The following is a 21,444-nucleotide window of genomic DNA, read 5'->3' as shown; positions in this document are numbered from 1 at the left end:
TCATTTTTGGATTTTGGGTTTGAAAACTGTTTTCGGTTTGGCTACAGAGGGTGCTGCAGTCGTATCGAGTAAATATTTCCGTCTCAGGGGATTGATGAGAAATAGTTTCTGTTGCGTAAAACTATTGGCGTTCATCTGATCAAAGTCCGATTGGAGCGCATCATAGAGCGATTTTTCTTCCAATTTAAATTTCGATGAATCAATTTTTTTCGAAATTAAATATGCCTCAAAGCTTTGATCGTTTTCCATGTCGACAGGTATATAATGTTAGAATATGGGCAATTTATGGCTTTTATAGAGCAAAATCGCACTTTCAGCACTGGAAATCTCACTACCTTTGACGAACAACATTTTACCCTTATGAATCATATATTAGTCATCGGTGCGTGCGGCCAGCTGGGTGCAGAGCTCACCGTACAACTCCGCCAAATCTATGGTGCCGAAAACGTCATAGCAGCGGACAAAAGAGAGCCCGTAGCGGCACTACAAGACGGTATCTTCGAAGTGCTAGACGTCATGGATATCAACCGTGTCAAAGAGGTGCTCAAGAAATACCAGATCACCGAAGTGTACCATCTCGTAGCACTCCTTTCTGCCACCGCAGAAGCCAGTCCGCGCTTCGCATGGGAGCTCAACATGAACAGCCTTGTCAACTTACTAGATTTGGCAAAGGAAGGGCATTTCAAAAGATTATATTGGCCCAGTTCTATCGCAGTATTTGGACCTAACACGCCCAAGGTCAACACACCGCAACAGACCTTTATGGACCCAAACACCATCTATGGCATTAGCAAATTGGCTGGTGAGCGATGGTGTGACTACTACTTCGAAAAGCATCACGTCGACGTACGCAGCCTGCGCTATCCAGGCTTGATAGGCTACAAATCTCTCCCTGGCGGTGGTACCACAGACTATGCGGTAGACATCTATCACAAAGCCAAAGGAATGCAGGACTTTAGCTGTTTTCTCAAAGAAAACACCCGTCTCCCCATGATGTATATGGATGATGCTGTACGTGCCACCATAGATATCATGAATGCACCCGCCGAGCAAATCACGATACGATCGAGTTACAACATCTCCGCCATGAGTTTCACACCGAAAGAAATCTACGAAGAGATCAAAAAACACTACCCTAATTTTAAAATCAGCTATGCGCCAGACTTTAGACAGGGGATCGCAGAATCATGGTCTGAGAGCATAGATGACAGCACTGCACAGCGAGACTGGGGATGGAAACCTGAATTCGACTTACCAAAAATGACAGAAGTAATCCTAGAAAACCTTTAAATCAAAAAAAGCGTACTTGCTTCTAAAAAGAGCAAGCACGCTTTTCTCCAATCCATACTCTCCTTCTCATATTTAGCAGTATCATTAGTAATTATTCACAGCTTTAAATACATTTGGCAAGGCCTTTTGAACAAAAATGGAGGAACTGAAAAATCTAATAGTTGAAAACAAGGACGAAATCTTAATCGTCACGATCAATAGAGAAAACGCACTCAATGCGCTCAACGATGCAACACTCACCGAACTCGGTCAGGTATTTGAAAAAATAGATGATGACAAAGGTGTAAAAGGGGTAATCATCACAGGCGCAGGAGACAAAGCCTTCGTAGCAGGCGCCGACATCAAAGAACTGGCACTAGTCACTGAGGTCAATGGCCGAAGCATGGCAGAAAAAGGCCAAGAGCTCTTTGGGAAAATCGAAAGGTTATCTAAGCCCGTCATTGCTGTTGTCCATGGATTCGCGCTGGGTGGAGGGTGTGAACTAGCGATGGCCTGCCACATACGTATCGCCAGTAATACGGCCAAATTTGGTCAACCCGAAATCAACCTTGGTATTATCCCGGGATACGGTGGCACACAGCGCATGACCCGCCTCGTAGGCAAAGGCAAAGCCATGGAACTACTCATGACTGGAGACATGATCGCTGCGTCAGAAGCACTCGACCTAAGACTAGTCAACTATGTTATGGATAGTAAAGAAGCCTCTATGGACAAGGCTTTTGAGATCCTCAATAAAATCAAAGAGAAAGCACCCGTAGCTATCGGCCTCATGATCGACAGCATCAATGCCGTACACACCACAGGAGAAAATGGTTTCCAGACAGAAGCCAATTCTTTCGGGATATGCTGTGGCACAGAAGACTTCATAGAAGGCACCAGGGCCTTTATCGAAAAGCGCAAGCCGAATTTCATTGGCGAATAAAGCAAGTAAACCATCATGGCGGGATTAAAAGCACTCGCAGGTGATACTGTCTGGTATGGACTCAGCAGTATCATCGGGCGCATGATTACCTATTTTTTGGTACCGCTCTATACGGGTGTTTTTGCTACCGCGGAATACGGTATCGTCACTGAGCTATATGCCTATGTTGCCTTTCTGCTAGCCCTCTATACCTATGGGATGGAAACGGCTTACTTTCGCTATGCCTCCAAAGCAGAAAACCGAGCAGAAATCTACAATTTATCACTGAGTGCTATCATTGCATCCAGTTTGATTTTATCTGGAACGGCTGCTTTGTTTGCCGATGAGATCGCAAATCTACTGGGCTATGAAGGGCATGCTACGGTCATTTATTTACTCGCACTCATCATCGCCATAGATGCCATCGTTGCGATACCTTACGCGAAATTACGATTAGAAAAAAAAGCCAAAAAATTCGCATTCATTCGACTTTTCAATGTCGCCCTCACCGTAGTACTCAACCTTTTCTTCTTCGTGTTTTGCTACCAGATATCAGAGGGAAATATACTCCCTGAGTTACAAAGCTGGGTTGCAAAATATTACGACGCAGCCTTCAAGGTCAAGTACGTGTTTTGGGCAAACTTCTTAGCGAATGCAGCAGTGCTTTTTCTACTCTGGAAGGAGTTTAAAGTCCTAAAGTTTCGACTCGATCCAGAAAAATTAAAACCCATTTTAATCTATGCCTTTCCGTTGCTCATCATGAGTCTAGCAGTCGTAACCAATGAGATGCTCTCACGCTCAATGCTCAAATACTGGTTACCCGAAGGCTTCTATCCCGGCAAAAGCAATCAAGCTGTACTTGGGATATTTGGCGCCTGCTATAAGCTCTCCGTATTTATGTTGCTCGGTATTCAGGCTTTTCGCTACGCTGCAGAACCTTTCTTTTTCTCCAGTGCGGGCGACAAGAATTCTCCGAAACTGTTTACTCAGTTGATGAGTGGTTTTATCATCTTCAACGCCCTCGTGTTCTTTGCGATATCCGTCAATCTCCAGCCCATCAGTATGGTATTCCTGACCAATCCAGAATACCGAGAAGCACTCTACATCGTGCCTTTCTTACTACTGGGCTACCTATTTAGCGGAATCAACTACAACCTCTCCGTGTGGTACAAAGTCTCAGACAAAACTCGCTATGGGGCATGGATCACAGCCACAGGTGCATTGATCACCTTTGTCCTCAACTACCTGCTAATCCCAATCTACGGCTACTTCGGGAGTGCAATAGCGACACTGGCTACCTTTGTCAGCATGACGCTATTGAGCTATTTCGCTGGGCAAAAGCACTACCCGATTCCTTACGACTGGCGCAAAGCACTAGAGTACCTGACCATATCATCCGTAGGCGTGGCTTTACTATTTAATCTCGACCTAGGACACTGGATGATTGATTTTCTGATCAAAAACTCAGCGGTAGTACTGTTCATTGCGTACATCTATTTTAGAGAAAGAAAACACATTTCAGGCCGCATTATTTTCGGTTTTAGGATTCCCTAAAAAGCCTAAATTAGTCACAGACAAGGTATAAAGGCACTGAATTTGATAAGGAACTCTTCTTTTTAGTTAATTTTGTTTTTCGTTTCAATTCGATACAATGATTTTTCGCGCATACATCCATCACTACATTCAATTAAGCTTTATCGCTCTAGCACTTTTCATGGTGACTGAGACTGGCTATGCTCAGAAGAAAAATCGAAAAAGGGACAAGTCTGCCAAAAGCGAACTAAGTGAAGAGAAAAAAACAGAGCTTGATCATTATTTTTTAGAAGGAGAAAAGTTTTTCATCCTCAAAGACTATGTGAAGGCTTTTACTTTTTTTGAGCGAGTACTAGAAATAGACCCAGACAATGCCACCGCCAATTTCAAAATTGCAGAGGTTTATAACGCCGAGAATGACATCCCAAAAGCCGTCCCCTATGCAGAAAGAGCCAAAGATTTAGCGCCAGAAAACAAATTCTACTACCTCCTATTGGCCAATCTCCAAACCAGCCAAGGAGAACTCGACAAAGCAGAAGAGACCTATATTGATCTAACCGACAATGTCCCTAATTCAGAACAGTACCTCTTCGATTTGGCAGCCATACAGATCTACCAACAAAAATTCACAGAAGCACTAGTGACTTACGAAAAAGCCCAATCCAAGCTAGGGCCTATGGAAGAAATATCTGTACAAAAACAACAAGTCTACCTCAAACAGAATGACTTAGATGGTGCCATTCGTGAAGGACATGAACTGATTCGCATCAACCCTGACGATGAGTCCTATATCATGACGCTCGCTCGTATCCTCATCTCAAACGAAAGAATCGCAGAAGCTAAAGAGTTTTTGACTACTCAAATAGAGGCACACCCGCAAAACGAAACACTATACATACTACTGTCAGAGGTCTACAGAAAAGAAGGAAATACAATTCTCGCACTAGAGTCATTGAAAGTTCCATTCGCTAGCCACACGGTCGATGTAACTGCCAAAATACGAACCCTAGCGGGCTACCTCGGTATGCTACCCAACGAGTCTCTAAACGAGCCGCTACTGGAGCTGTCTGTATTGCTCGTTGATACACATCCAGATTCCTATCAAGCGCTTGCGATGACTGGAGATTTGTATTTCAACCTGGGTCAGGTAGAAGAGGCTAGAGAGTACTACCTACGCACAATAGCCGTAGATGCATCCAATTTCAACGTGTGGCAAAACATCCTCAACCTAGACATGGATATGCAGGACTATCAAGCAGTCATCAAACATACCAACGAAGCACTAGAGATATTTCCTAACCAAGCCTCTCTATACTACTACAATGGCACAGCTCACTTGATCAGCAAAAACTACGAAGCAGCCATCAAGTCTTTCAATGCAGGCAAAGTCTACGCTGCTAGAGACGCCAACATGAACAGCCTGTTTAACGGTCAACTTGGAGACGCATACAATAGCATCGGTGATCACAAAAACTCTGACGCATCCTATGAGGCAGCCCTCAAAGCAAAACCAGACAATGACCATGTACTGAACAACTATTCTTACTTTCTTTCCCTCCGAAAAAAAGATCTAGAGAAAGCCAAAACCATGTCTTCTAAACTAGTAAAAGACTATCCTGGAAACCCTACTTACTTAGACACACATGCCTGGGTGCTCTATATGATGGAAGACTATGACGGAGCGGTTCGTTACCTCAAAGAAGCCATGAAATATGATGCAAGTGGCGTCATCATCGAACACTATGGTGATGCGCTTTTTCAGTCTGGGGATATAGACGAAGCAGTCACACAATGGAAAAGGGCACGAGATTTGGTAGACGACACCAGTACATTGGACAAGAAAATAGCGGATAGACAGCTCTATGAATAAAATACTCACATGCATCATTTGCATCCTTCTACTTACCTCCTGTAACAAGAAGTTTCCACTCTTTAATAACGGCAACAACGAGCGCTTTCACCTCAACGATTTGTCCTATGACAACATAGCCATCAAATCTAAGATGAAATACAAAGGCGATGACAACCTCAAATTCACCGCCAACATCCGAATGAAAAAAGATAGCGCGGTTTGGTTCTCACTATCCCCAGGGTTTGGTATAGAAGCTGCCCGAGGAGTAGTTGACAAAGATTCGCTTCTAATTCTGGATAAAATCCACAAAGAATACTCCGTTCGTAGCATGCAAGAGCTTTTTAAAGGCTTCAATTTTAATTTCGAATTGAGCATGATCGAATCGATAGTCATTGGCAACCTAGTCTGGCACATCGAACACAAAGACCGAGCGGTCAAGCAAAACGGATATTATCAGATCGTACAAGAAAAAGGAGATCTACGACTAACCAGTTACATAGGAGCTAATTCTATGAAACTGGAAAAACTATTAGCAGAGAGTATCAATACTGACAACCAAGTCATGGTGACCTATGGAGATTTTCAAAAGGAAGAAAAAGCCATCTATCCCACCTCTATAGAAATCGAAGCAACCTACTATGACACAAAGTACAAAAAAGAAAAAAGTGCTAATATTACAATGGATCATCTCAAAGTAGAGATTGACAAAAAGGACTACAATTATCATATCGGCATTCCTTCTAAATATGCACTTAAAAACTAAACTCCTGCTCCTGTGTGTTTTTGCGCTGCTCTCTACGAGTCTACTCGCTCAAAAGAGCAAAGCACAGTTGGAAAAAGAAAAGAAGGAAAACCTCAAAAAAATCAATGAAACTGAAAAAATCCTAAAGGAAACAGCTTCAGAAAAAAATTCATCCCTCGGGCAACTCAAGGCCATCAATCACCAGATTGATATCCAACAAGACGTCATGTCGACCATCAACCAAGAAATCTCCATGCTCAATGGAGAAATCAGTGACCTTAGTATCGTGACCAACGCCTTGGAATCCGATCTAGCACAACTCAAAAAAGAGTATGCTGACATGATCTATAGTGCATATAAAGCCAACCAAGGCTATAGTCAACTGACTTTTCTGTTTTCGGCGAGCACATTTAATCAACTCTTTCTCCGACTCAAATACCTCGAACAATACGCCAAAGCACGCCAAAGACAGGTGACTCAGATAGAAAAAGTCCGTGATGCACTCAACGGTCAAAAATCTAATCTGGTAAGCAAAAAAGAAGAGCAAGGGGAATTATTGAATTCTAAAATTGCCGAAAATCGAAACCTAATCAATCTGAAAAGTAAGCAAAACCAGATCGTCCAAGATCTCAGTAAGCGTGAAAAAGAACTAAAAAGAGAATTAGCCAGCAGAAAACGATCTATCGAGCAACTCGACAACTTGCTAGCAGATATCATCAAGAAAGAAATCGCAGCATCCAACAAAGGTAAAAATACAAGTGCCAACACCATCTCTCTCTCGGCAGAAGGAGCAGTACTCTCCGCCTCCTTCGAGGACAACAAGAACAAACTACCCTGGCCAGTCGCATCAGGTTTTGTTTCCGAAAAATTCGGAAAACATGCCCACCCTGTACTAAAAAACATCACTGTCGAAAACCAAGGCGTAGACATCCAAACACAAAAAGACGCCAATGTACAAGCCGTCTTCTCTGGCAAAGTAGCTACCACAGCATTCGTACCTGGCATGAACAGCGTCGTGATCATTCAGCACGGTGACTACTACACACTATACGCTAAGCTAAAAACAGTCAACGTCAAAAAGGGGCAAGTCATCACCGCCAAACAAAGTATCGGCTCAGTCTTCACCAACAAAGATGGCATCACAGAGCTACAGTTTCAAGTCTGGAAAAACAACGTGAAACTTGATCCAGAAAAATGGCTCTTTAAAAAGTAGACCTACCCCTCACGAAACATCTATGGCAAATTGTCTGTTTTAGGGACTCTTTTGCTAGTAAACCTTCGATAGGAGCAAAGCAAATTCTATATTTGCGCCTATGAACAAGAAGGTAATATTAATGATACTAGACGGCTGGGGAATAGGTACAAATCCCGAGGTGTCAGCGATTAACAGCGCAAAAACTCCTTTCGTAGACGCTATGTATAGCAAATATGCCAACAGCACATTGGAGGCATCTGGACTAGCAGTAGGTCTACCCGAAGGGCAAATGGGTAACTCCGAAGTAGGACACATGAACATCGGTGCAGGACGAGTAGTCTATCAAGATCTCGTTAGACTAAACAAAGCAGCAGCAGATGGTTCATTGGCCAAAAACGAAACACTACTAGAAGCTTTTGCTTATGCAAAAGAGAATAAGAAAAAAGTCCACTTTATAGGTCTCGTATCTAATGGTGGAATCCACGCCCACATCGACCATGTCAAAGCACTCAGCGATGGCGCAGCAGCTTATGGTCTAAAAGATGTGTTTGTTCATGCCTTTACTGATGGTCGTGATACGGACCCAAAAAGCGGAAAAAACTTCCTAACAGACCTACAAAAGCATCTAGATGCTACGACTGGCCAAATTGCCTCTGTAACTGGACGATACTATGCCATGGATAGAGACAAAAGATGGGAAAGAGTCAAACTCGCCTATGACGCCATGGTCAACGGTGAGGGAGAAAAAACCAATGACGTGATCGCTACCGTAGAAAAATCTTATACAGATGGCGTAACTGACGAATTCATCAAACCTATCATACACGTAGACGAAGAAGGTAAGCCTCTAGCAACTATCGAAGAAGATGATGTAGTGATCTGTTTTAACTTCCGTACGGATAGAGGTCGTCAAATCACCGAAGCACTGACGCAGGTAGACTTTCCAGAAGCTGGAATGAAAAAGCTGTCTCTGAAGTATTACACTATGACCAACTACGACAACACCTTCAAAGGTGTGACGGTCATGTATGACAAAGACAACCTCGTCAACACCCTCGGTGAAGTACTCGCCGCTGCTGGAAAAAAGCAAATCCGTATCGCAGAGACTGAAAAGTACCCTCACGTGACTTTCTTTTTCTCTGGTGGTAGAGAAGAAGCCTTCGATGGAGAAACTAGACTTTTGTGTCCTTCTCCTAAAGTAGCGACCTACGATCTACAACCAGAAATGAGTGCTGCAGATATCCGTGACAAAATCAATCCAGAGTTGAAAAAAGGAGATGCAGACTTCATCTGTCTCAACTTTGCCAATGCGGACATGGTAGGTCATACGGGCGTATTCGAGGCAGCAGTCAAAGCCTGTGAGACAGTAGATGCATGTGCTAAATCAGTAGCGGAAACCGCTCAGGCCAACGGTTACTCTGCGATCATCATCGCTGATCATGGCAATTCTGACATCATGGTCAATGCTGACGGCTCTCCGAACACCGCACACACGACTAATTTGGTGCCGTGTATCTTTGTCGATGACGACATAAAAGAACCCGTAAAGAATGGAAAACTTGGTGATCTAGCACCTACAATTCTAAAGATGATAGGTGTAGATATTCCAAAAGAAATGACCGGAGATATATTAATCTAATATCATCCAGCTTTATACAAATTCTTATCAAACCGAAGCGATACCGCTTCGGTTTTTTTCGTTTAAGCCTTGCTCGTTCCCTTTTGAGTGAGCCAGTCTCATATGAAATGTCGTACCAACACCCAACTGTGATTCGATAGTAATCGTACCGCCTAGTTTTTCCACGAGCGTCTTCACGATCGACAATCCTAGACCTGTAGAATTCTCACCACCCGTAGGCCTAGCAGACAGTTTTTTGAACCGTTGAAACGCGTTGGCCACATCCTCATCGGTCATACCAGGCCCTTGATCTGTGACGCTGATTGTCACATCATCACCCGTATCTTGTAGCATGACCAATACTCGTTTCGAAGGGTTAGAAAATTTAATGGCATTGGACAATAAATTATCCATGATACGTGTCAAACTCTCTTTGTCCGTCACTAGGTAGATTTGATCCTTACTAGCACGCATCTCAAAAGAGATGTTCTTCTGTTCTGCATAGGCTGCATGAATCTCTATCTCTTCCGCCATCCAACTGTTCAAATACAGCTCCTCAAAACTAACCTCTGCTACATTTTCTATGCGCGTGAGATTCACTATATCGTTGATCAGAGATTCCCCTCCTTCTATCACCTGTAGTGATTTATCATGAAGTTCATGTTGCTCCGAATTTAAAGACCCAGACATCTTCACAAGGCTATTGAGTGCTTTCAGATTGTTAAGTGGGGTACGAAGATCATGTGCAACCACTGCAGTCAAATTATTCAGTTCGTTATAAGACTCGGTGAGTTGTGCGTTTTGCTGTGCGATGAGCAAGTTGCTCTTCTTCAATTGGGCTGATTTCTGTGCCAGTTCGATATTAAGCTTTTTTTCTTTCAGCCCCTTTTTCCAAAAGAAAAACATCATCAGCATTAAAGCAATCATCAAAATAGCCCCAGATACGATCACTATTTTTTGCTTTTTGTTCTCCAGTTCACTTAATGCCAAATCATGATCTCTTCTATTCGTAGCATAAGCTACTTCTAGCTCATCTATAGTAGCCTGCTTAGACTCGGAGAGGATCTGATCATTGAGTTCGTCGTACTGATGGTGGTAGAAAAGGGCTTTTTCAAAGTCTCCCAATTGGACATACAATGAACTAAACTGACCATAAACATTTCGAGTATCAATCTTACTTTCTAAGACACGAGATAAGTCGAGACTCTTCTCCAAGTAAAACAATGCGCTATCATAGAGCCCCATTTTTTGATAAATCTTATTGAAATGGTTGTAGGCAGATACCAGATACACCGTATAGTTCATGCGCTCAAAATAGGCCATTGCCGCTTGCATACTCTGTTTAGACGCATCCAGCTCATACATTTCTTCCTGCAAAATCGCTAGGTTACCATAAGCCAAAGCGACTCCTCTTTCGTACTCCGCTTGTTTAAAATAACCAATAGCTTTATGAATATGTGGCACAGCCTTTTCGAAATAATTCATCTGCGCTACGGTATCGTTTTTCACCTCTATGCTATTCCAGCCTATATTGATATATAAAGAAGCCTTATCATTGTGTGCATTACCCATTAGGCGATGATCTCCTAACCGCTTGGCAATAGCGTACTCTTTACTGTAATAGCTTTCTGCATTCTCAAAACTACCTCGCTGCACATGTACATGCCCGAGGTTTTGATAGATTTTGAATAAAGATTGCTGATCGTCCTTCTTCTCGTAGTACCGGAGCGCCTTCAACATAAAAATTTCAGCCGAATCTAAAATCCCTTTATCTAGATAAATCACTCCTAATAGGTCATACGCATCATACAACCCGTCATCAAAAGAAATACGTTTCGCCAAAGCAATAGATTGATAAACTCTCGGCAATGCCTCATACTTGTCCCCATATGACAGCTCGTGTACCAATTCATTGAGTAGGCGCACTTTACTACTATCTTCTTTGGCAGTGGACAGTGATTTTTTAATGCCCTCAACGCCCTGCGACTGAGAATAACTGTAAGAAGACAACAACATGAGGAAGGATAATAAAACAAGTATGTATCTCTTCATATCGAAAAGATACATATTTTTCGAAACTGAAGCATATCAAAATAAATGGTTTTCTATTCAATATAGAATTTTGACCAACGCTCCCGCCACAGTCTCAGTAATCACCATTTCCCCTTCACCTCCACGATAGCGAAAAGGCGTTAGATCAATCACACTTCAATTAATTTCCATTTACCTTTTCTGAACCAGAAAATGCATGCCAAAGCATGTAACGCAAAGGCCACTGCAACAGAATAAATTGCTCCTTTGAACCCAAGTTCGAACACAAAAGCAAGTACATAAGCCAGTGGGATCTGAACAAACCAAAAGAATATGATGTTCATAATCGTCGGTGTCTTCGTGTCTCCCGCACCATTGAAGCCCTGACTGATCACCATGCCATAGGCAAAGGTGATATATCCCACACAGATGATACGTAAAGCGGTAGCTCCATATTCTGTTGCAACCATATCATCGGTAAAAATCATTACAAAATCTGGCGCCATGATGAAAAACAAAATAGAGACAGCAAAAAGGAAAGCAGTATTAAGGTGTGCTGTGAACCAAACAGACTTCTCTGCCCGATCAGGCTTGTTCGCGCCTAAGTTCTGGCCTACTAGTGTCGCAGCAGCATTGGCCATCCCCCAAGAGGGCAAAATCGTAAAGACGATAATACGAAACGCTATCGTATAACCAGCCAAAGCAGCAGAGCCAAACTCCGAAATAATCCTCACTAAAAATAACCAGCTGGCCGACTCGATCAGAAACTGCCCCATGCCTCCAAGCCCTATATTGAAAATCCGTTTGATGGTTTTCCATCGCAGGTTAATGTTTTCTAACCCTAGTTTGATAATACGGCTACCTGACAGTAGCCCAAAGACTTGATAAAACACACCCATCGAACGACCAATAGTCGTCGCAATAGCTGCTCCTTCCACACCATAAGCTGGGATAGGTCCCCATCCAAATATGAACAAAGGATCTAGCACGATATTCAGCCCATTAGCTATCCATAGCGAACGCATCGCCATGGATGCGTCACCTGCTCCACGATAGATGGCGTTAATCAGGAACAACAGCATGATGCAAAGATTCCCCCCTAGCATGACACGCGTATACCCGAACCCCTTGGAGACAAGCGCTTCAGACCCGCCCATCAACCTTAGTATATCCTCGGCATAGATGATCCCAAAAAAGGAAATGACCACCGAAAAAATGGCTGCAATCAAAATCGCTTGAAATGCGGCATCCCCTGCTCGTTTATAATCTTTCTCTCCTACACGGCGAGAAACTACTGCAGTAGCAGCCATACTTAGTCCGATAGCAATAGCGTATACCATCATCATCACAGACTCGGTGAGCCCCACAGTCGCTACAGCATCTACGCTGACTTTTCCGACAAAGTAGACATCCACCACAGCGAATAAGGCCTCCATCACCATCTCCAACACCATCGGTACGGACAGTAAAAAAATAGCCTTATTAATACTACCAGTGGTAAACTCCGTTTCCTCTCCACGCAGTGCGAGCAGAAAATATTTATATATTTTATTAAATAGAGATGTCATCAGAATATGGTTATAAGTAAATAAAAGAAGCTGATCTGGCGTCTAGGTTAGACGCACATGAGGGCGGGGCAATTCTTTCTTACTATTAACATGACAATACTATTTTTTTGGTGATGCAAGGTACGTAGTTTTTAAATCTTGATACACATGTATCCATATAAAAAACTTTCCAACTATACGGCTTTCTATCGGGTCTTATGAATATGAAGAAAAAAACCACCCTAATCATAGGTACACTCGTGGCTATCCTGCTAGTGGCGCTACTGCTACAGCGCTGTAAGTCCTCCGATACTGAAAAGTATATCTACTTGGGCGAAACATTCTCTATCTCTGACGGAGAAACACTGACCATTCGTGATACAGACGTTCCTATCTACTTCGAATCAGTCCTAGAAAACTCACTATGCCCCGAAGATGTGGTTTGCATTCGCTGGGGGAGCTTCACGATGCGTGGCTACCTAAATCACAAGCCTTTCGAGCTTTCAGTAGGTGACTCTGACAAACCCGATGTGGCAAAAATAGATTCCTATCAGATCAAGCTCACACAAATACTGTATCCCGTTAAACATAATGATCCTATAAATGATCAACATCCCACACACATAGAAATGATTATAGATAGACCATGACTGGTAGTTTGACCATCGAGAGAACTGTAAAACATCCTCTCGATAGCACAAGTCTATTTTTATTTGAGCCCACTTCGCTCCAATAAAGCATCCACCGTAGGCTCTTGCCCTCTGAATCTCTTGTACAGCTCCATCGGATGCTCACTACCGCCTCGCGAAAGAATGTTCTCCTTGAAGGAGGTGGCAACTTCTTTGTTGAAGATCCCTTTTTCCTTGAAGACAGAAAAAGCATCTGCATCCAGCACCTCTGCCCACTTGTAGCTGTAGTAGCCTGCGGCATAGCCCCCTTGGAATATGTGACTAAACTGCGTACTCATGCACGCTCCTTCAATCGCACCAAACAACTCCGTCTGTGCCATAGCTTTTTGCTCAAATGCTCTCACGTCATCTACCTGAATTTCATCCGCTTTGAGCGAATGCCAAGCCATATCCATGAGTCCAAAACTCAACTGACGCATGGTCTGGTAGCCCTCATTGAAGTTAGACGAATCCTTAATCTTCTGGATATAATCCTCTGGGATCGGTTCTCCTGTCTCATAGTGCTTTGCAAATAAATCAAGACACTCCTTCTCCTGTAGCCAGTTTTCCAAAATCTGTGAGGGTAGTTCCACAAAATCCCAGTAGACACTCGTGCCACTCAGTGACGAATACTTGCTATCGGCGAGCATGCCATGTAGCGCATGACCAAACTCGTGAAAAAGCGTTTCGACTTCATTGTAAGTCAATAGTGATGGCTTATCGCCTGTCGCTGGTGTGAAATTGCACACAATAGACACGATAGGTCGATGATCTATTCCGTCTTTGTATTGACTCTTGTAAGAAGTCATCCATGCACCACCTCTTTTCCCCTCACGAGGAAAATAATCTTCGAAGAATACTGACACGTGTTCTCCTTTTTCATTCAATACCTCGTAGGCCTTGACATCTGGATGATACACCGGTATCTCAGGGTTATGTTTGAATGTCAACCCATACAACTTGTTGGCTACATCGAAGATGCCTTTTACTGCATTGTCCAGTTTAAAATAAGGACGAAGCATTTCGTCATTGATCTGAAATTTTTCATTTTTAAGCTTCTGCGAGTAATATGACCAGTCCCATCGCTCCAGCTCACCTTCGAACCCTTGACCTTTAGCAAAAGCCTTCACAGCCTCTACTTCCGCTTTGGCCTTTGGGGTAGCTTTGGTCAGTAGATCGTTCAAGAATGCCTCGACCTTGTCAGCAGACTCAGCCATGCGCTCTTCCAGTACATAGTCCGAATAGCTCTCATAGCCTAGCAGTGCTACTTTCTCTTGACGCAGCGCGACTATTTTCTTTACATTCTCTTGATTGTCAAACTTGTCGCCCTTGAATGCCTTGGACATATAGGCTCGGAACATTTTTTCTCGGAGCGCACGATTGTCTGCATACTCCATGAAAGGCACAAAGCTCGGTGCCTGTAGTGTAAACATCCATTTACCTTTATGCCCTTTGGCCTCTGCGGTCGCAGCAGCTCCTTCTTTGATCCCTTCTGGCAATCCTGCCAGATCCTTTTCATCCTCGATAATCATCTCGTAGGCATTCGTCTCTGCCAACACATTTTCCCCAAATTTGAGTTGAAGTTGAGCCAGCTCTTTTGATATCTCAGCGTATTTCTTTTTATCCTCATCACTCAGGTTAGCACCACTTCGGATAAAGCCCTTGTAGGTTTTCTCTAGCAACATGCTATCTTCTGCATCAAGGAGTGATTGATCGGTAGCAGTGTACACAGTTTTCACACGATCAAACAAAATCGCATTTTGCATAATCGCATTGCTGAAATCTGTCAAGATTGGAGACAGGTCAGAAGCCAATGCTTGCATTTCTTCAGAAGTCTCCGCAGAATTAAGATTAAAAAACACCTCTGCTACCTGCGAGAGCTGCTTGCCACTGCGGTCTAACGCCACTATGGTGTTGTCATAAGTCGGCGCATCTACAGACGCAGCGATTTTATCAATCTCTAACAGTGATGATTCTATGAGCTTTTCGATCGCGGGCTTGTAATGTTCTAGTCGGATGGACGAAAACGGAGCTACTTCAAATGGGCTATCAAATGGCAATAACAAGGGATTATTCTCTAACATATCTATCTATTATATGATTATTCAGATTCACTTACTGGTATGAGACGCAATTTTGCTCAGAACGATTTCAATTAACAAATTATTCACACCCCGAGGTTGCATACCAACAGGTTTTTGACAAATTTTAACTAGAACCTAAATTTAATACACATGAAAAAATTATTATTCCTAGTAGTGATCCTATTCGCTGCAAACACGATGTATGCACAGCAAGGCAGTATGTACGTCGGGGGCGGCATCATGTTTTACAATGATGACTGGAAAGTAGCTCCTGAGGCCGGTTATTGGTTATCGGATGAGCTACAGCTCGGTGCTGTACTGTCTTTTTCTGGTACTGATAACTCTAACACAATCGCTCCACATGTTTACCTCAGAAAATGGTGGTCAGTTGGCGAAAAATTTGGTCTATACATCGGTGCGAATGGTCGATTGGTCAATAGTCATGTTGATGCACTAGATGGTGGAGGAAGTGACACCTCAGACACCTATTTTGATGCTTTCTTAGATGCTGGCTTTGCTTTGAGCGTTGCACCGAGATGGGGCATGGTGGGTCGAGTAGCCACTGTAGGCCTGATTCAAGAAGATTTCAAATTTGAGCTAGAGATGTCCCCTCAATCCATGTTCAACGTCGGTATATACTACACCTTCAAAGAGTAACAAAACCAACCTAACACTTCTGCTCGTAGAGGTGTTAGGCTTTCTTTTTTACGAAAGAAATATTTCGCTTCAGTCCTTCTAGCTTAGTCCGCTTCACCGCCGACCCTTTGAATACCTCCCGAAACATCTCCTCGGTGATCTCCTCCCAATCAGACGTTGACATTCCCTCCAGTTTATCGTGAGGTACAAAAGCCTCCTCCTGATGCTTTTTTGAGAAACGATTCCAAGGACATACGTCCTGACAGATATCACAGCCGAACACCCAATTTTCCATCTTGCCCCGAAACTCCTCAGGAATCTGATCTCTCAGCTCTATGGTGAGGTAAGAAATACAGCGACTCCCATCCACCACATAAGGCTCAGGTATCGCATCAGTCGGACAAGCATCCATGCACTTGGAGCAGGTACCACAGTAGTCCTTGACTGGCCCATCATAGTCTAGATCCACATCGAGGATGATTTCTGCCAAGAAGAAAAAAGAGCCACTCTGCTTATTAAGCAACAACGAATTCTTACCCACCCAGCCTTGCCCTGCTTTAGCTGCCCATGCGCGCTCATGGACAGGTGCAGAATCCACGAAGACACGTGCATTTACACCCCCTACGTGCTCGATGATCTCGTTGAGAATCGTCTTCAATTTAGGCTTGATGATGTAATGGTAATCTTTGCCATAGGCGTACTTGGCAATCTTGTAATTGTCCTCCTCTGCCAAGTTCTTCTCAGGGTAGTAATTATACAGCAGAGAGATCACCGATTTGGCACCATCGACAAGTTTTCTTGGATCAAGACGCTTGTCAAAATGATTGGCCATGTAGGCCATCTCCCCATGCATGCCTTGGTTAAGCCACTTTTCTAACTTGGGCGCTTCCTCCTCCAAGAATTCCGCTTTTGCGATCCCACAGGACAAAAAGCCTTCTTCGGTCGCTTTTTGTTTGATGAAATATGTGAGCTTAGTCTGATCCAAAATCAATCAAACAAAGTCCCTGTACGAGATGGAGGTACGATTTTCAAATGCTTATAGGCCAGCTCCGTACACTCTCGTCCACGACTGGTTCGTTTGATATAGCCTTCTTTGATCAAAAACGGCTCGTAAACCTCCTCTATCGTATCGGCCTCCTCGCTACATGCCGTGGCGATCGTGGACAGTCCCACAGGCCCGCCTTTGAATTTTTCAATGATCGTGGATAGAATACGGTTGTCCATTTCGTCCAAGCCATTGGCATCCACATCCAATGCCTCCAGTGTCATATCCGTGATGGGTTTGGTGATCGTGCCATTTCCCTTGATCTGAGCAAAATCCCTCGTGCGACGCAGTAGGTTGTTAGCGATCCGAGGAGTCCCGCGGCTCCTTCGCGCCAGCTCTAACGCTGCATTTTCTTCTATCGGCGTATTCAGTATAGCAGATGAACGTTTGACAATCCCAGACAGCAACTCCGCATCATAGTACTCCAGTCGGGCATTGATACCAAACCGAGCACGGAGCGGAGAGGTCAATAACCCCGATCGAGTAGTCGCGCCTATGAGCGTAAATGGGTTCAAGCCGATCTGTACAGAGCGTGCATTTGGGCCTGAATCCAACATGATATCGATCCGATAATCCTCCATCGCAGAGTAGAGGTACTCTTCCACAACAGCATTGAGCCGGTGTATTTCGTCAATGAATAAAACGTCATTTGGCTCCAGATTAGTCAATAGCCCCGCTAGATCACCCGGTTTATCGAGCACAGGCCCTGAGGTGATTTTGATGCTGGCGTCCAGTTCATTAGCGATGATATGAGATAGCGTCGTCTTTCCCAACCCTGGAGGGCCATGCAGTAGCACATGATCCAATGGCTCGGAACGTTGCTTGGCTGCCTGTACAAACACCTTGATGTTGTCCACTACCTTTTGTTGCCCTGCGAAATCATCGAATGACAAAGGCCTCAGCGCCTTTTCGAACTCAATTTCTTCAGGAACCATATCCTCACCCTCTGGATTCAAATAATCTTCTCTCATATTAGATTCTACCTATTGATGGCTAAATTACAAGGAAAGCCCATCAATTCTATGCCAATACCCTACCGATGGTGGCAAAAATAATGATTATGACAGGAATCATTTCCACTAGCCAAGCCATACATTTCGCTTTCTAGTCTTTCTTCGATTTCTTTGCGCTCCCATATCGATACGATCACATGCAAAAAAGAAGAATACTCCTCATCGTACTAGCCCTCGGCATCCTCATTGTTTGGAGGCAAATGCACAAGGAAGATGAGCCCAAGACCATACACATCACAGGTACGACGATGGGGGTAGTACCCTATTCGATCAAGTATATGGATCTAGCTGGGCGGGATCTCCAAAACGACATTGACTCACTACTCGTGGACTTTAATAACTCACTATCTACCTACATCCCCAACTCTGAAATCTCGACGTTTAACACAACAGATACCGCGACTTATTTGACGCCTTACCTATACCCGATGTTGATGACCAGCCGAGAAATCTATGACAAAAGCAACGGCGCATTTGACCCTACCATCGGCCCATTAGTCAACGCTTGGGGTTTTGGACCAGAGAAGAAAATATCACTAGATAGCAGTCTGATCGATTCTTTGATCGTCAATATCGGCTTTGATAAGGTAACCTTCGATGCGACGAGCGCAAAAAAGAACAAAGGCGTAGTACTGGATTTCAGTGCCACAGCCAAGGGCTATGCCGTAGATGTGATCGCAGACTACATCCTCGCCAATGGCATCAAAAATTTCATGGTAGAGATCGGTGGCGAAGTAGTTTGCCGTGGAAAAAATGAAAATGGAACCTATTGGAAAATTGGAATCGAAAAACCTGAAATGACTCCAGAAGTGGGCAATCTATTTGCAACTACTTTCATAAAAAACACCGCGCTGGCGACCTCTGGCAACTACCGCAATTACTACCAAGAAGAAGGGCGAATTATCTCGCACACGATTAGCCCATATACGGGATACTCTGTGAGGCATCATCTACTTAGCGCATCCATTTACGCTCCCAACTGCGCACTCGCAGACGGCTATGCCACAGCCTGCATGGTATTAGGCGTAGAAAAATCCATTGAACTCTTAGAAGCGACCCCAGAGATCGATGGATTTTTGATCTTCTCTAAAGAAGACGGTAGCCTAGACACCTACATTTCGCTAGGTGTTCAACCCGTAGTAGAGATTATAAAGTAATAAACCTAATGAGCAGAAATCATTTTATCTACCCCCATCTGAATCATTTCCTTCCATACTAACAACAATTGCGCATTAGCTTTTTTGTCATGACGAGGGACGGTTCTAATCAATGATTCAATCCAGTGATCATACATCCAAGGTTGGATATCCAACTTTCCTCTGGCATGAGAGTCGGCTAGCCGGTCTACTTTCATGCCTGCAGCATGACTCCCTGCTGCATACATGATGAGATGAGACAACCCGTGCCTCAGCAGTGCTCTTTGTGCCTCCATGTCAGTATTTTCAAACCGTGCCCGAATCAAAGGTGACGAGTCCATAAAATCATCATAGAAATCTTCAAAAAACTTAGGTGAAACAGCACACCGACCATAGCTAAGCTTTACTTGCGTTACTTTTTCTGTCATAATACATCAACTGATTTAGCACACAAAACTAGGGCACTCTTTGACGTGCCTTGAGCCAAGCCACATGATGTGAATCATCTAATCAGGTGATTATATTCTCATCAACACCACCATATGATAAGGTTTCAGCAGCTTTTCGACACGCCGATCCTTGGCAAGACTAGGTCTTCTTAGCCCTGCGCATTAATATTGCGCTCGAATGGAGAAACAAGCGCAGAAAAAAGAATGGTTTGATGAATGGTTTGACACCATCTATTACCACATTTTATACAAAAACAGAGATTATACTGAAGCAGGTCGTTTCCTAGACAACCTCATCACATACTTTGACCTTTCGGCCAATGCCAAAATCCTAGACCTAGCCTGTGGCAAAGGCCGTCATTCGATCTATCTCAACGAAAAGGGTTTTGACGTGACTGGAGTCGATCTCTCCGAGCAAAATATAACCTTTGCCAAGACAAAGGAGAACAACACGCTGCACTTCGATATCCACGACATGCGAGACATCTATCGACCAGAGGCCTTTGATTATGTCTTCAATCTGTTCACATCCTTTGGGTATTTTGACTCGATCGACGAAAACTTGGACGTGATCCGTGCCACGGTTGCTTCACTCAAGCCTGGAGGGAAACTGCTGATCGACTTCCTGAATCCCTATGTGGTGGTCAATCACCTCGTCGAGGCAGAAGATAAAACCATCGACAACATACACTTCAAGATCAGCCGCGAATACACCGACGATCAATACATCGTCAAAAACATCTCCGTGGATGATCACGGCCAGCACTTTGATTACATGGAAAAGGTAAAAGCCATTCGCCGCACAGATTTTTTGAACTATTTCGACGCAAATGGGCTTAAGGTGTTAGATTTATTCGGAGACTATAGTTTGGCTCCTTACGAAAAAGAAAAATCCGATCGTCTCATCTTTGTGATACAAAAACCCGCATGATCAAAAGCGCCGTAATCCTATTCTTGTCCGCCTCCCTAGGAGGTATCCTTGCGATCAACTCCATAGACATCATCAGCAAAAACATCAAGCACTTGCTCGTGTTTGCGGGCTCGTTTCTATTTTCGGTCACCATCATCCACATCCTTCCTGAGATATTCGAAGCAGGAGAAGACCACCTGCACGTAGGCGGGTTCATACTCCTAGGGTTCTTTTTTCAACAAGTACTAGAATACTTCACCGATGGCGTAGAGCACGGGCACATGCACCACCATCACAAAGGGGAAGAAGGACATACGACCCTCAAAAGCATCTCGCTCATGGTCGCACTCAGCGTCCACGGTTTTCTCGAGGGTACGCTACTCGCTCATCCCGGGAGCGTACATGCCGATCATACCGAAGGCACTCTACTAGCAGGCATCATCTTTCACAAAATCCCTGCAGCTCTGGCGCTGATCTCGGTACTCGCTTGCCAATACAAGTCTCGCAAGACACAACTGATCTTGCTGACGATCTTTGCTTTGGCCTCACCAATCGGGGTATTTACGGGGCATTTTCTAGGAGATTTCGGATTGCTCGACTCGACAGGCATGGTCCTATTGTTTGCATTCGTTTCGGGAAACTTCCTCCATATCTCTACGACGATATTCTTGGAATCGAGCCCCGGACACCGCTGGAGTTCACGCAAACTCATCATCAGCCTTTTTGGTGCAGGCTTGGCTGTCCTTTCAGAAATGATCTTTTAAAACCATATAATGGCAGTCCAAAACATATCC

19 protein-coding genes are annotated in these 21,444 nt (G+C 43.9%); 12 read left to right on the top strand and 7 right to left on the bottom strand.

Annotation, left to right across the window (positions count from 1 at the left end):
- Window positions 1-249: a hypothetical protein gene (locus tag BGP76_RS15660; protein ID WP_119845371.1), complete on the bottom strand. Its 249-nt coding sequence runs from the start codon at window positions 247-249 to the stop codon at window positions 1-3.
- Between the two features lie 111 nt (window positions 250-360).
- Here BGP76_RS15660 and BGP76_RS15655 point away from each other — a divergent pair, with 111 nt between their 5' ends.
- The 7 genes from BGP76_RS15655 to gpmI all read left to right on the top strand — a co-directional run bounded on the left by BGP76_RS15655 (window position 361) and on the right by gpmI (window position 9,152).
- Complete coding sequence (locus tag BGP76_RS15655; protein WP_119845572.1) at window positions 361-1,290, top strand: NAD-dependent epimerase/dehydratase family protein; 930 nt, start codon at window positions 361-363, stop codon at window positions 1,288-1,290.
- Between the two features lie 136 nt (window positions 1,291-1,426).
- Window positions 1,427-2,212, top strand: coding sequence for an enoyl-CoA hydratase-related protein (locus BGP76_RS15650; RefSeq protein WP_119845370.1), 786 nt, complete (start codon window positions 1,427-1,429; stop codon window positions 2,210-2,212).
- A gap of 15 nt (window positions 2,213-2,227) precedes the next feature.
- A complete protein-coding gene (locus tag BGP76_RS15645) occupies window positions 2,228-3,745 on the top strand; it encodes a lipopolysaccharide biosynthesis protein (RefSeq protein ID WP_119845369.1) in 1,518 nt (505 codons plus the stop codon).
- A gap of 97 nt (window positions 3,746-3,842) precedes the next feature.
- Window positions 3,843-5,594, top strand: a complete 1,752-nt coding sequence (locus tag BGP76_RS15640; protein ID WP_084190435.1) for a tetratricopeptide repeat protein — start codon at window positions 3,843-3,845, stop codon at window positions 5,592-5,594.
- Complete coding sequence (locus BGP76_RS15635) at window positions 5,587-6,339, top strand: DUF4292 domain-containing protein (RefSeq protein ID WP_073121158.1); 753 nt, start codon at window positions 5,587-5,589, stop codon at window positions 6,337-6,339. The genes BGP76_RS15640 and BGP76_RS15635 overlap by 8 nt, the downstream gene beginning before the upstream one ends.
- Entirely contained in the window at window positions 6,323-7,531 is a 1,209-nt protein-coding gene (locus BGP76_RS15630; RefSeq protein WP_073121161.1) for a murein hydrolase activator EnvC, read from the top strand. The genes BGP76_RS15635 and BGP76_RS15630 overlap by 17 nt, the downstream gene beginning before the upstream one ends.
- Before the next feature lie 100 nt (window positions 7,532-7,631).
- The gene (gpmI, locus tag BGP76_RS15625) at window positions 7,632-9,152 is read left to right on the top strand and encodes a 2,3-bisphosphoglycerate-independent phosphoglycerate mutase (RefSeq protein ID WP_119845368.1); all 1,521 of its coding nucleotides are present in this window, start codon (window positions 7,632-7,634) and stop codon (window positions 9,150-9,152) included.
- A 27-nt stretch (window positions 9,153-9,179) separates the two neighbouring features.
- Here the strand turns inward: gpmI and BGP76_RS15620 are convergent, their stop codons facing one another.
- On the bottom strand, window positions 9,180-11,183 hold the full coding sequence (locus BGP76_RS15620; RefSeq protein ID WP_158584293.1) for a tetratricopeptide repeat-containing sensor histidine kinase: 2,004 nt from the start codon (window positions 11,181-11,183) through the stop codon (window positions 9,180-9,182).
- A 149-nt stretch (window positions 11,184-11,332) separates the two neighbouring features.
- Window positions 11,333-12,730 (bottom strand): MATE family efflux transporter, encoded by a 1,398-nt coding sequence (locus BGP76_RS15615; protein ID WP_119845366.1) that lies wholly within the window; start codon window positions 12,728-12,730, stop codon window positions 11,333-11,335.
- Between the two features lie 203 nt (window positions 12,731-12,933).
- On the opposite strand from BGP76_RS15615, the gene BGP76_RS15610 reads away from it, so the two are divergent.
- Window positions 12,934-13,359 (top strand): hypothetical protein, encoded by a 426-nt coding sequence (locus BGP76_RS15610; protein ID WP_073121169.1) that lies wholly within the window; start codon window positions 12,934-12,936, stop codon window positions 13,357-13,359.
- A gap of 59 nt (window positions 13,360-13,418) precedes the next feature.
- Here the strand turns inward: BGP76_RS15610 and BGP76_RS15605 are convergent, their stop codons facing one another.
- Window positions 13,419-15,461, bottom strand: a complete 2,043-nt coding sequence (locus tag BGP76_RS15605) for a M3 family metallopeptidase (protein ID WP_073121171.1) — start codon at window positions 15,459-15,461, stop codon at window positions 13,419-13,421.
- Window positions 15,462-15,611: 150 nt separating this feature from the next.
- On the opposite strand from BGP76_RS15605, the gene BGP76_RS15600 reads away from it, so the two are divergent.
- A complete protein-coding gene (locus BGP76_RS15600; protein WP_073121173.1) occupies window positions 15,612-16,118 on the top strand; it encodes an outer membrane beta-barrel protein in 507 nt (168 codons plus the stop codon).
- Window positions 16,119-16,152: 34 nt separating this feature from the next.
- Here the strand turns inward: BGP76_RS15600 and queG are convergent, their stop codons facing one another.
- Window positions 16,153-17,088: a tRNA epoxyqueuosine(34) reductase QueG gene (gene queG, locus BGP76_RS15595; RefSeq protein WP_370453800.1), complete on the bottom strand. Its 936-nt coding sequence runs from the start codon at window positions 17,086-17,088 to the stop codon at window positions 16,153-16,155.
- Window positions 17,085-18,113 (bottom strand): Holliday junction branch migration DNA helicase RuvB, encoded by a 1,029-nt coding sequence (gene ruvB, locus BGP76_RS15590; RefSeq protein WP_119845364.1) that lies wholly within the window; start codon window positions 18,111-18,113, stop codon window positions 17,085-17,087. Before ruvB ends, queG begins: the two co-directional genes overlap by 4 nt.
- Window positions 18,114-18,292: 179 nt before the next feature.
- Between ruvB and BGP76_RS15585 the strand changes: the two genes are divergently transcribed.
- On the top strand, window positions 18,293-19,312 hold the full coding sequence (locus tag BGP76_RS15585) for an FAD:protein FMN transferase (RefSeq protein ID WP_119845363.1): 1,020 nt from the start codon (window positions 18,293-18,295) through the stop codon (window positions 19,310-19,312).
- 5 nt (window positions 19,313-19,317) lie between these two features.
- Here the strand turns inward: BGP76_RS15585 and BGP76_RS15580 are convergent, their stop codons facing one another.
- Complete coding sequence (locus BGP76_RS15580; protein ID WP_119845362.1) at window positions 19,318-19,719, bottom strand: globin; 402 nt, start codon at window positions 19,717-19,719, stop codon at window positions 19,318-19,320.
- A 199-nt stretch (window positions 19,720-19,918) separates the two neighbouring features.
- Between BGP76_RS15580 and BGP76_RS15575 the strand changes: the two genes are divergently transcribed.
- Entirely contained in the window at window positions 19,919-20,671 is a 753-nt protein-coding gene (locus BGP76_RS15575; protein WP_073121183.1) for a bifunctional 2-polyprenyl-6-hydroxyphenol methylase/3-demethylubiquinol 3-O-methyltransferase UbiG, read from the top strand.
- Window positions 20,668-21,414 carry a ZIP family metal transporter gene (locus tag BGP76_RS15570; protein WP_119845361.1) on the top strand — a complete coding sequence of 249 codons (747 nt, stop codon included), beginning with the start codon at window positions 20,668-20,670 and terminating at the stop codon, window positions 21,412-21,414. The genes BGP76_RS15575 and BGP76_RS15570 overlap by 4 nt, the downstream gene beginning before the upstream one ends.
- The last annotated feature ends 30 nt before the right edge of the window (window positions 21,415-21,444 follow it).

The organism is Reichenbachiella sp. MSK19-1, from assembly GCF_003590315.1.
Classification (GTDB): Bacteria; Bacteroidota; Bacteroidia; order Cytophagales; family Cyclobacteriaceae; genus Reichenbachiella; species Reichenbachiella agariperforans.
This window is presented reverse-complemented; position numbering and strand designations above follow the sequence as displayed.

Coding starts and splice junctions, on each gene's coding strand:
- BGP76_RS15605 (WP_073121171.1), bottom strand. CDS start 15,461: ATGTTAGAGAATAATCCCTTGTTATTGCCATTTGATAGCCCATTTGAA.
- BGP76_RS15660 (WP_119845371.1), bottom strand. CDS start 249: ATGGAAAACGATCAAAGCTTTGAGGCATATTTAATTTCGAAAAAAATT.
- BGP76_RS15585 (WP_119845363.1), top strand. CDS start 18,293: ATGCAAAAAAGAAGAATACTCCTCATCGTACTAGCCCTCGGCATCCTC.
- ruvB (WP_119845364.1), bottom strand. CDS start 18,113: ATGAGAGAAGATTATTTGAATCCAGAGGGTGAGGATATGGTTCCTGAA.
- BGP76_RS15580 (WP_119845362.1), bottom strand. CDS start 19,719: ATGACAGAAAAAGTAACGCAAGTAAAGCTTAGCTATGGTCGGTGTGCT.
- BGP76_RS15610 (WP_073121169.1), top strand. CDS start 12,934: ATGAAGAAAAAAACCACCCTAATCATAGGTACACTCGTGGCTATCCTG.
- BGP76_RS15575 (WP_073121183.1), top strand. CDS start 19,919: ATGGAGAAACAAGCGCAGAAAAAAGAATGGTTTGATGAATGGTTTGAC.
- BGP76_RS15620 (WP_158584293.1), bottom strand. CDS start 11,183: ATGAAGAGATACATACTTGTTTTATTATCCTTCCTCATGTTGTTGTCT.
- BGP76_RS15630 (WP_073121161.1), top strand. CDS start 6,323: ATGCACTTAAAAACTAAACTCCTGCTCCTGTGTGTTTTTGCGCTGCTC.
- BGP76_RS15635 (WP_073121158.1), top strand. CDS start 5,587: ATGAATAAAATACTCACATGCATCATTTGCATCCTTCTACTTACCTCC.
- BGP76_RS15655 (WP_119845572.1), top strand. CDS start 361: ATGAATCATATATTAGTCATCGGTGCGTGCGGCCAGCTGGGTGCAGAG.
- BGP76_RS15600 (WP_073121173.1), top strand. CDS start 15,612: ATGAAAAAATTATTATTCCTAGTAGTGATCCTATTCGCTGCAAACACG.
- BGP76_RS15615 (WP_119845366.1), bottom strand. CDS start 12,730: ATGACATCTCTATTTAATAAAATATATAAATATTTTCTGCTCGCACTG.
- BGP76_RS15645 (WP_119845369.1), top strand. CDS start 2,228: ATGGCGGGATTAAAAGCACTCGCAGGTGATACTGTCTGGTATGGACTC.
- BGP76_RS15570 (WP_119845361.1), top strand. CDS start 20,668: ATGATCAAAAGCGCCGTAATCCTATTCTTGTCCGCCTCCCTAGGAGGT.
- gpmI (WP_119845368.1), top strand. CDS start 7,632: ATGAACAAGAAGGTAATATTAATGATACTAGACGGCTGGGGAATAGGT.
- BGP76_RS15640 (WP_084190435.1), top strand. CDS start 3,843: ATGATTTTTCGCGCATACATCCATCACTACATTCAATTAAGCTTTATC.
- BGP76_RS15650 (WP_119845370.1), top strand. CDS start 1,427: ATGGAGGAACTGAAAAATCTAATAGTTGAAAACAAGGACGAAATCTTA.